Origin of the sequence: Caballeronia sp. BR00000012568055 (assembly GCF_029439455.1) — a bacterium.
In the GTDB taxonomy this organism is placed as follows: Bacteria; Pseudomonadota; Gammaproteobacteria; order Burkholderiales; family Burkholderiaceae; genus Caballeronia.
Window position 1 is genome coordinate 1 of sequence record NZ_JAQFVG010000112.1, and the last position, 7,951, is coordinate 7,951.

General features: G+C 57.9%; 11 protein-coding genes. 4 read left to right on the forward strand and 7 right to left on the reverse strand.

Annotation, left to right across the window (positions count from 1 at the left end):
* The 3 genes from P7F28_RS07160 to P7F28_RS07170 all read right to left on the reverse strand — a co-directional run.
* The coding region (locus tag P7F28_RS07160) for an ABC transporter substrate-binding protein (RefSeq protein WP_370467257.1) at positions 1-643 on the reverse strand (643 nt) is incomplete at its 3' end.
* 337 nt (positions 644-980) lie between these two features.
* Entirely contained in the window at positions 981-1,715 is a 735-nt protein-coding gene (locus P7F28_RS07165) for an anti-sigma factor (RefSeq protein ID WP_277183819.1), read from the reverse strand.
* Positions 1,705-2,376, reverse strand: a complete 672-nt coding sequence (locus P7F28_RS07170) for an RNA polymerase sigma factor (protein ID WP_277183820.1) — start codon at positions 2,374-2,376, stop codon at positions 1,705-1,707. The genes P7F28_RS07165 and P7F28_RS07170 overlap by 11 nt, the downstream gene beginning before the upstream one ends.
* A 292-nt stretch (positions 2,377-2,668) precedes the next feature.
* Here P7F28_RS07170 and P7F28_RS07175 point away from each other — a divergent pair, with 292 nt between their 5' ends.
* Entirely contained in the window at positions 2,669-3,571 is a 903-nt protein-coding gene (locus P7F28_RS07175) for a metallophosphoesterase (RefSeq protein ID WP_370467258.1), read from the forward strand.
* 1 nt (position 3,572) lies between these two features.
* Positions 3,573-3,986: a cupredoxin family copper-binding protein gene (locus P7F28_RS07180; RefSeq protein ID WP_277183823.1), complete on the forward strand. Its 414-nt coding sequence runs from the start codon at positions 3,573-3,575 to the stop codon at positions 3,984-3,986.
* 3 nt (positions 3,987-3,989) lie between these two features.
* Here P7F28_RS07180 and P7F28_RS07185 read toward each other — a convergent pair whose 3' ends face one another.
* The 3 genes from P7F28_RS07185 to P7F28_RS07195 form a co-directional block, all read right to left on the reverse strand.
* Positions 3,990-5,084: a 4-hydroxyphenylpyruvate dioxygenase family protein gene (locus tag P7F28_RS07185; RefSeq protein ID WP_277183825.1), complete on the reverse strand. Its 1,095-nt coding sequence runs from the start codon at positions 5,082-5,084 to the stop codon at positions 3,990-3,992.
* Between the two features lie 132 nt (positions 5,085-5,216).
* Entirely contained in the window at positions 5,217-5,474 is a 258-nt protein-coding gene (locus P7F28_RS07190; protein WP_277183826.1) for a hypothetical protein, read from the reverse strand.
* Between the two features lie 18 nt (positions 5,475-5,492).
* Positions 5,493-5,972 (reverse strand): lecithin retinol acyltransferase family protein, encoded by a 480-nt coding sequence (locus P7F28_RS07195; RefSeq protein ID WP_277183828.1) that lies wholly within the window; start codon positions 5,970-5,972, stop codon positions 5,493-5,495.
* Between the two features lie 399 nt (positions 5,973-6,371).
* On the opposite strand from P7F28_RS07195, the gene P7F28_RS07200 reads away from it, so the two are divergent.
* Positions 6,372-6,662 carry a hypothetical protein gene (locus tag P7F28_RS07200; RefSeq protein ID WP_277183829.1) on the forward strand — a complete coding sequence of 97 codons (291 nt, stop codon included), beginning with the start codon at positions 6,372-6,374 and terminating at the stop codon, positions 6,660-6,662.
* A 136-nt stretch (positions 6,663-6,798) separates the two neighbouring features.
* Positions 6,799-7,557, forward strand: a complete 759-nt coding sequence (locus P7F28_RS07205) for a protein phosphatase 2C domain-containing protein (protein ID WP_277183830.1) — start codon at positions 6,799-6,801, stop codon at positions 7,555-7,557.
* Positions 7,558-7,583: 26 nt separating this feature from the next.
* Here the strand turns inward: P7F28_RS07205 and P7F28_RS07210 are convergent, their stop codons facing one another.
* Positions 7,584-7,841, reverse strand: a complete 258-nt coding sequence (locus P7F28_RS07210) for a BrnA antitoxin family protein (RefSeq protein ID WP_277183831.1) — start codon at positions 7,839-7,841, stop codon at positions 7,584-7,586.
* Between the last annotated feature and the right edge of the window lie 110 nt (positions 7,842-7,951).

Here is a 7,951-nt window from a genome sequence, read left to right on the forward strand (position 1 = left end):
CCTTTAGCAATTGCGCCGTCATATCGACATCTTTGATGTTGAATTTCTCGACGGCGACCGGCTTGACGCCTTTAGCGGCCAAAGCCTTTTCCAAATCCTCACGGCCTAGCTGACCGTAATTGGTGGAGTCCGCGAGAATGGCGACTTTCTTGAAGCCGCGTTTCGTCACCGCTTCTTCCACGATCATCGGTGCCTGAATGCGGTCGGCGGCGGCGTTGCGGAACACGTAGTTGTCGGGCTGATCGTCGAATTGCTTCGTCACGACGGAACCCGTCGCGACATTATTGAAGACGGGAATTTTGGCTTCCTGAAAGAAGCGTTGCGAAGCCAGCGCCACGCCGGTGTTGATATACCCCACCACCGCGACGACCTTTTCCTTGTTGATCAATTCCTGCGCGATCTGCACGCCGCGTTCGTTCTTCGCTTCGTCATCGCGTTCGACCAACACGATCTGGCGGCCCAGCACGCCTCCGGACTTATTGATCTCCGCCGTGGCAAGCCGCACGCCATCACGCATGCTGACACCCATGGAAGACGAACCGCCCGTAAAAGGCCCATCGACGCCGATCTTGATCGGGTCCGCTGCGTACGACATAGAAAAAACGCCGAGCGCGAGCGCACCCGCGATGAACTTCATCCGCATTCCCATGTGTGTCTCCGTCGCTAAAGTCGCTTGAGGTTTGGCAATGCTTGGTTATGTGCACTGCGCGTTATCGATTACATAGGCGGTGAGTGAGTTTAGAAAAATGTAAGGATCGGGTTATATTCGGACATACCCGAATCGCACGCGCGTTAGCACACGTCCTGGCTAAATCTTTAGTGCAATTGATGGAATAAACGGAAAATGCGCGTTTCAGGTGCAGACCTTAAGCACTAGTCCCAAAGGAATTGTTAAGCGCGGGTATACGCTTAACAAAAAAAAAGCGCGCGGCTTCCCTAAGGAATACCGCGCGCAACCTTGCGCACTCTTTGCAGTCCGCTTAACGCGGCGTGCCCGTTTCAATTGCCTGGGCGAATTGTCGAAGGACCGAACCGGAGGCATCCGTGACGGCCCAGAAAGTCATGCCGTCATGATTCCATTTGGCCAGCGCATAACCGTCGTCCGATTGCGTGACCAGCGGTTCGTTCTTGCCGTCTTTGCTTTGCGGCGTTTTATGCTCGGGAAACACATACACGTCGATCGGATGCTTGAGGTAGCGATACACCACCACCGCCACAGGCCGATGATCGATGTAATCGAGTCGTCCGCCTACCAGCGCAAAGCCCGGCCCGGCTGGGTCGATCACTGGAGGCGCATAGTCGATCTTGCCGTTGAACCACGGCTTGACCGTATGCTTATCGCTCGAAATAACATCGATTGCGCGATCGGATAACAATGCCCGCACATGACTCGATACGATTTCCTGCGCAACGGGCGAATTCGGCATTACACGCGGCACGGCCTGAAACCACAGTATGGTGCCAAGCACGAGCGCCGATAACGTTGCGCCTGCAAACGCACCGCCAAAGAACGATCCCGGTCCCGCTAAAGAAAATCCCCATCCGCGAGACGCGCGGCGCTCTGGCAAGCGATCACGCTCTTGCGCACGTTCCTGAGCCTTCGCTTCTTCGCGCACGCGCGCCAGCACTTGCGCATGCAGATGCACGGGCGCGCGCTGATAGAGCGAACCATCGGTAAGCCTCGTTGCGAGCGAGGCGGTGTCGTTATTTTCCATTTCCCGACTCCTCTCTCTGACCCGGTTCCGAACGACGGATAAGCCGCACATTCGATTTGTCCTGACTCTGCGCAGTGCGTACAGCGACTGCAAGCATCTTGCGACCCCGCGCCAGTCTCGACATCACCGTTCCGATCGGCACGCCCGTGACGGCGGCCACTTCCTTGTAACTCATGTCTTCCAGTTCACGTAACACCAGCACTTCGCGGAAGGTGATCGGCAGCGTTTCGAGCGCACGATGCACCAGATGAACTTCATCGCGGCGCACGGCAAGCGTTTCCGGATCGATACCTGCTTCTTCGGACCAACCGGGCAAGGCTTCATCACCGCCGATATCTTCGTCGAACGGCGTCGCATCCGCGTAATTCACACGACGCCGCCACTCCGTAAACCATGTATTGCGCACGATGGCGAGCAACCATGCGCGCGCGTTGCCATCCTCCTTGTCTTCGAATCCGCCGAAGAAACGAAATGCGCGCAAATACGCTTCCTGCACGACATCGTCTGCATCGCTCGGACTGCCTGATAACCAGCGCGCGAGGTTATAGGCCGCATCGAGATGCGGCACCACGGTTGCCTCGAAACGCGCATGGAGTGCATGTGCCGGGTCCGCTGAATCGCGGCGCGCGGACTTGCCTTCTCTCGACCTGCCTTGCCACATCGCGCAAGTCTCCTATGACAGGGAAACGGATCGGGTCTTAGCCAGGCGTCAAGCGCCCTTGCGGATGATTACTCCGCCAGCCACCCGTTTATTCCGGCCAATTTAAAAAATATTCCGGGAATATCGCGCCCTTTTAGCCGGTTCGATGGACGAATGCCGCAACACCACACAATCATTCGCACCGAACCCTGAAGGAGCCGTCATGAAAAACGACCCGCAAGACACGCGCACCACGGAACAAGCAGACGAACTCGACGAACACGGCAAGCGCCGCCGCACCGCGCTCTCATGTATGGCATGGGCCGGCGCGGGCGTGTTGTGGACCGTGAGCGGCGGCGTACCGATGTCGCGCATCATTTCATCGGCTGAAGCGGCGGAGCCTAAAGCGAAAACCAGTTCGTTCAGCTTCGTGCAAATCAGCGACAGCCATATCGGCTTTAACAAGGACCCGAACACGGAACCGACCAGCACGCTGGAAGAAGCCATCAAACATGTCGATGCCATGAAGCAGCGCCCTGCCTTCATGATTCACACCGGCGATATCACGCATATGTCCAAGCCGGCGCAATTCGATACGGCAACGCAAATCATCAACACCGCAGGCATGCCCGTGCATTATGTGCCCGGCGAACATGACGTCTTGGTGGAAGACGGCAATCCGTTTTTTGATCGCTTTTCCGAGCAATACGGTAAAGGCAGTAATCGCCATTGGTATAGCTTCGATCAAGGCGGCGTGCACTTTATCGGCTTGACGAACGTGATCGATCTTAAGGGCGGCGGCTTAGGCTTTCTTGGCGATGCACAACTTGCGTGGCTTAAGAGTGATCTGCAGGGACGTTCCAGCAGCACGCCGATTGTCGTATTTGCGCACATTCCGCTTTGGGCGCTTTATCCGCAATGGGGTTGGGGCACCGACGATAGTGCGCAAGCATTAGCTTTGCTTAAGCGCTTTGGTTCCGTAACCGTGTTGAATGGCCACGTGCATCAGGTCGCGCAAAAAGTGGAAGGCGAAATGCGCTTCTATTCCGCCATGTCCACCGCATTCCCGCAACCTTCACCCGGCGATCCGGCCGGTCCCGGACCGATGAAAGTACCCGCAGACCGCTTGCGCTCGATGCTCGGTCTGCGTGAAGTCACACACGTCTCAGGCCGCGAATATCTCGCCGTTATCGATACCCCGCTTGGAGCCGCTTAACATGAACGCCGCCTCACTCGCTTACTATGTCTCGCCCGCTAACCTGCGGCCTTTAGCATTCAAGTTAATGCGCAAAGCGGCTTTAGCATTAGTCGTTAAAGGCTTGATCGGCGTGATACCGACGGCTTGTGCACAACAGCCAGCGCCACAGCAAATCGCGGCGATCAGCGCACCGACCATCAGCATCGACAATTTTGCTTTTAGTCAGCCGAGTCTCACGGTGCCGGTCGGAACGAAGGTGACGTGGATCAATCACGACGACATGCTGCACACCGTCGCGGATGAAGGAAAGAGCTTCAAGTCCGATCCGCTCGACAGCAACGAGACCTTCTCGCATGTGTTCGACAAACCCGGCACGTACAAGTATTTCTGCTCGCTGCATCCGCACATGCAGGGTACGATCGTCGTGCAATGAATATCAGGTGCGCGCCTTTGCGATCGCGCTGAGATTGCCTTCGCCGAAGCCATGATGGCCGCGCCGCTCGACGATCTCGAAGAACATATCGCCGGGCTCGCGCTCAAGAAACGTCTGTAAAAACAGCTTCGGCGTGCCGTCGGGCAGAATCTCGCCGTCTACGAGAATGCCGCGGCTGCGCAATTGTTCGATATCCAAACCATGTCCGGTCAGGCGTGCGTCGATCTGATCGTAATAGCGCGGCGGCGGCTGCAAAAAGCGCACGCCGCGCGCGGTCAGAGCATCGACAGAGGCAAAGATATCTGCGGATGCCAGCGCGATATGTTGCACGCCCTCGCCTTCGTGATCGGGCAGATATTGCTGCATCAGATCCGTGCGATACGTGCCTTCCTCATAAACCGGAATGCGGATCGAGCCGCACGGCGAAAGCGTCACCGCAGAATCTTGAGAGACATGCCAGTCCGGATGAACCTGATGAATCTCGGAGAAATGCAGCACTTCGCTATAAAAATCGAGCCATTCTTTAATACGGCCCGCACCGACTGTCTGCGTAAAGTGATCGACTTCGAGCAGGCCCGTGCCTGTCAGATCAGCGTCTGCGCCGGCAATCGGGCGAAAGTCGATATCGTAAATGGACGTCTCTTTGCCGTTCTTACCCGGCCAATGATCGACAAAATAAATATGTGAATCGCCAATGCCTTGAATCGCCGGAATCGCAAGTTCATTCGGACCGATCTTCTCGCCTTCGAAATCCCATGCGCCGTATTCGACGGCACGTTCATGCGCGGTTTGCGCATCCTGCACGCGGATCGCAATCGCGGCGATTCCCACGCCATGCGTCACGGCAAAGCGCGTGGCAAAGGAATCCGGCTCGGCGTTTAGCAAAAAATTCATGCTGCCTTGCCGATAAAGCGTCACGTCCTTGCTAACGTGCCGCGCTACCGGCACAAAGCCGAGCTTGCCGAACAGCGTCGCCAGTTGCTGCGGATCGGGGCTAGAGAACTCGACGAACTCCAGTCCCGCAATGCCGAGCGGATTGTCGCCGAGTTCGGAGTCAGGCGTCGCGCGGGCGGAGGATGTGGAGTCAGGCTGGGTCATCGGCAAGTCCTCGGATAATGTACGAACTGGTTCACGGACGCGAAAATACCATGAGCGCCGCGTGCGCGTCCCGCTTTTAACCTTAGAGTAGCGAAAGCGCGTTCGTCATGTCAAAGCCGATAGCCATGCGACTCATGCAGCCAGGCGCTGCGCGCTCATCGCCGGACGGCGCACTTGCGGCGGAAACACATTCCAGCTGCCGTCCTCGTGCTTGAAAAATACGATCGCGAGCGGGCCTTTTGCATGCCAGGCCTCGATACATACAAAATGCAATCCGGTCAGCCGTGAACGGCCCATGCGCACGACGCGTGCCGGGTGCGCGGCGGTCGGCGCAAGCCACTTATCGACGGCCCAGTGAAGTGAGTTCAGGGAACTGGCGGCGGTGTACATGATGGTCTCCACGATCAATCAGACAGCGAGTGCGGCGTTGATTGCCGCCGAGCGGCGGCGGGCGGCGAGATAAGCGCGTGCAAGTCCGCTCACGGCGCGGATCGCGGCGCGCGGATGCGCAAAACAAGCGCGCACTTGCGGGCTGCGCGCCTGACCATGCAGGCACCACGTCACGAAGTGCTCGCAGTTGTTGGTGAGAAGCTGATACCGGTCTTCGCCCAAACGGCTGCGCGCCCGGCGCACAGCTTCCACGCCGACGAACCGTGCGGCCGCGTTCTGGCGCACGAACACGTCATGACCCGCCGCGAACTGTGCGAGCGACACTTCCTCCACCGGACCGCGATGCAGCGACTTGGCAAAGCCCGCATAGTGGATGACCATCCCATTGCCCGCGTAGATACCGTGATGCTCGTAGCCGGTCCGGCGCGTGACGAGTTCGGTGCCGATTGCCGGTTCTGCGTCGATGCTGTCGATGGTGTTGATCTGGTTGGTGGTCATGGCTCGCTCCGTTCTTATTCGGTCGGTGCGCCGGAGTGTTCGTTTGGCGCTTCGTTGCGATGCCTTTTGCAGCTTTCTTGCCAGTGTTTCTATCTCGTTGATTTCGTTGAGTTAATGCAAAAACCCAAGCCTCTACTTGCGAGGCGATGGTGTTTGTCAGCCAACAGTTTTTAGCCGTGTTTGTTGGGTTCGGAGCGCCAAATCCAGACGATGAGCAGTGTTGGATTTGCGAAGCGGGACAAATGACGGATGTTGGTCGGCATCCAACTGAAGCCTTGGCAGACGGAGGGCTAATTCCGCGCAAAGCCAGAGCCGATAAGCTCCTGCGGGAGAACATCGTCATCCGGCATAGCCCTTGCATAAGCTCCGTGCGTCACCCTTGCCACGCGGAGCATCGACATGAACGCCCTTACCATCAACGATCTGGACTTCGATCGCGAACTCGATCACGCGGCCATGGCCGCCATCGGCGGTGGTGGCGGCGCACCGTGGGTATTCGGCTGGATCACACCGTATGTCGAGAACCGGCAGCAGAGCCTCGGCGGCATGGTGAACATCTACGACATCACCAACAACATCAACATCGGCCAGTTGGTGAATCAGGTGCAGGTCGTCGATGTGAACAACACCGGCAACGGCGCGAATCTCACTGTCAGCCCGAACGCGTTGTCGGCGAATCGCGCAGGCTGATCGCTTTGTTGATCGCATTCAATCGGGATTGCATCGTGAATGCGTGTGCGTCCGTTGACATTGCTTTGCGCGTGTGTGGCGCACAATGAGCGGGCCGCTGGTTTCGTCGGCATGAAACCCTTTTGCGGAGGCTGCCGTGACCTTCACCACAGAGTTCCGCTGGAAATCCGCCGCACGCACCGACACCGGCTGCGTGCGGCAGATCAATGAAGACGCCATACTCGATGCCCCCGACCGCGGCTTATGGGCCGTCGCGGACGGCATGGGCGGCCACGCCGTAGGCGATCTCGCGAGCCGCATGGTGATCGAGAGCCTTGCGGGTATGACATCGCACAGCGCGATCGCCTATGCGCGCGCTCAATTGCTCGATGTGAACACCCAGCTACGCGCAGAAGCGTTGCGGCGGCAGGTCTCGCGCATTGGCAGCACGGTCGTATTGCTTGCAGCGCGTGACGGCGCGTGTGTTTATCTTTGGGCCGGCGATAGTCGCATCTACTTGCTACGCCGCGGCCGGCTTACGCAATTGACGCGCGATCATAGTCATGTGGAAGAACTCAAAGCGCGCGGTCAATTGACGGCCGAAGAGGCGCTGCATCATCCGGCGCAGCATCTGATAACGCGCGCGGTCGGCGCGCTCGATGTGCTGGAACTCGACGAAGACAGCGTCGATCTGCGCGACGGCGATACGTTTCTGCTATGCAGCGATGGTTTGTCGAATGAGCTTAGCGAAGAGGAGATGGCTGACGAGCTGGCTGAGCCGGATTGTCAACTGGCCGCGCAACGCTTGCTGGAAATCGCACTGTCGCGCGGCGGGCGCGACAATATTTCGGTGATTGTCGCGCGCGCGGAGGATTGCGGTGCGGGGGATAAGACGCAGGTTAATCCGGGGGTTTAAGCGATCCCTAAACGATCCGCTAAGCCTCAAGAATGCCGACGTTGCTGCGACACCATATAAGCTCGCAGCAAGCGATTGATGCGCGTCTGATATCCCTTGCCCTGCTCACGAAACCACTCGAGAACATCGGCATCCAGTCTCATGGTGACCGCTTGCTTTGGCGGCACGTGCAACTCGGCTTGATTGAAAAAAGCGTCGTCCAGCTCGGGCATTTCCGTGAGGTCGATGTCCTCATCCTTCATCTTTGCGAGCTTTTTCCAGTTAGTCCCTGATTCTTTGCTCATAGCGCTTTGTCTCTTGTCTGGTTGCTTTGCGCGCCGAGACAATCCTAACGGTGTCTCCGCGCCGTTCGACGTAGATCACGACGCCCATCAGCGCCTTCATCCAGCCTAAA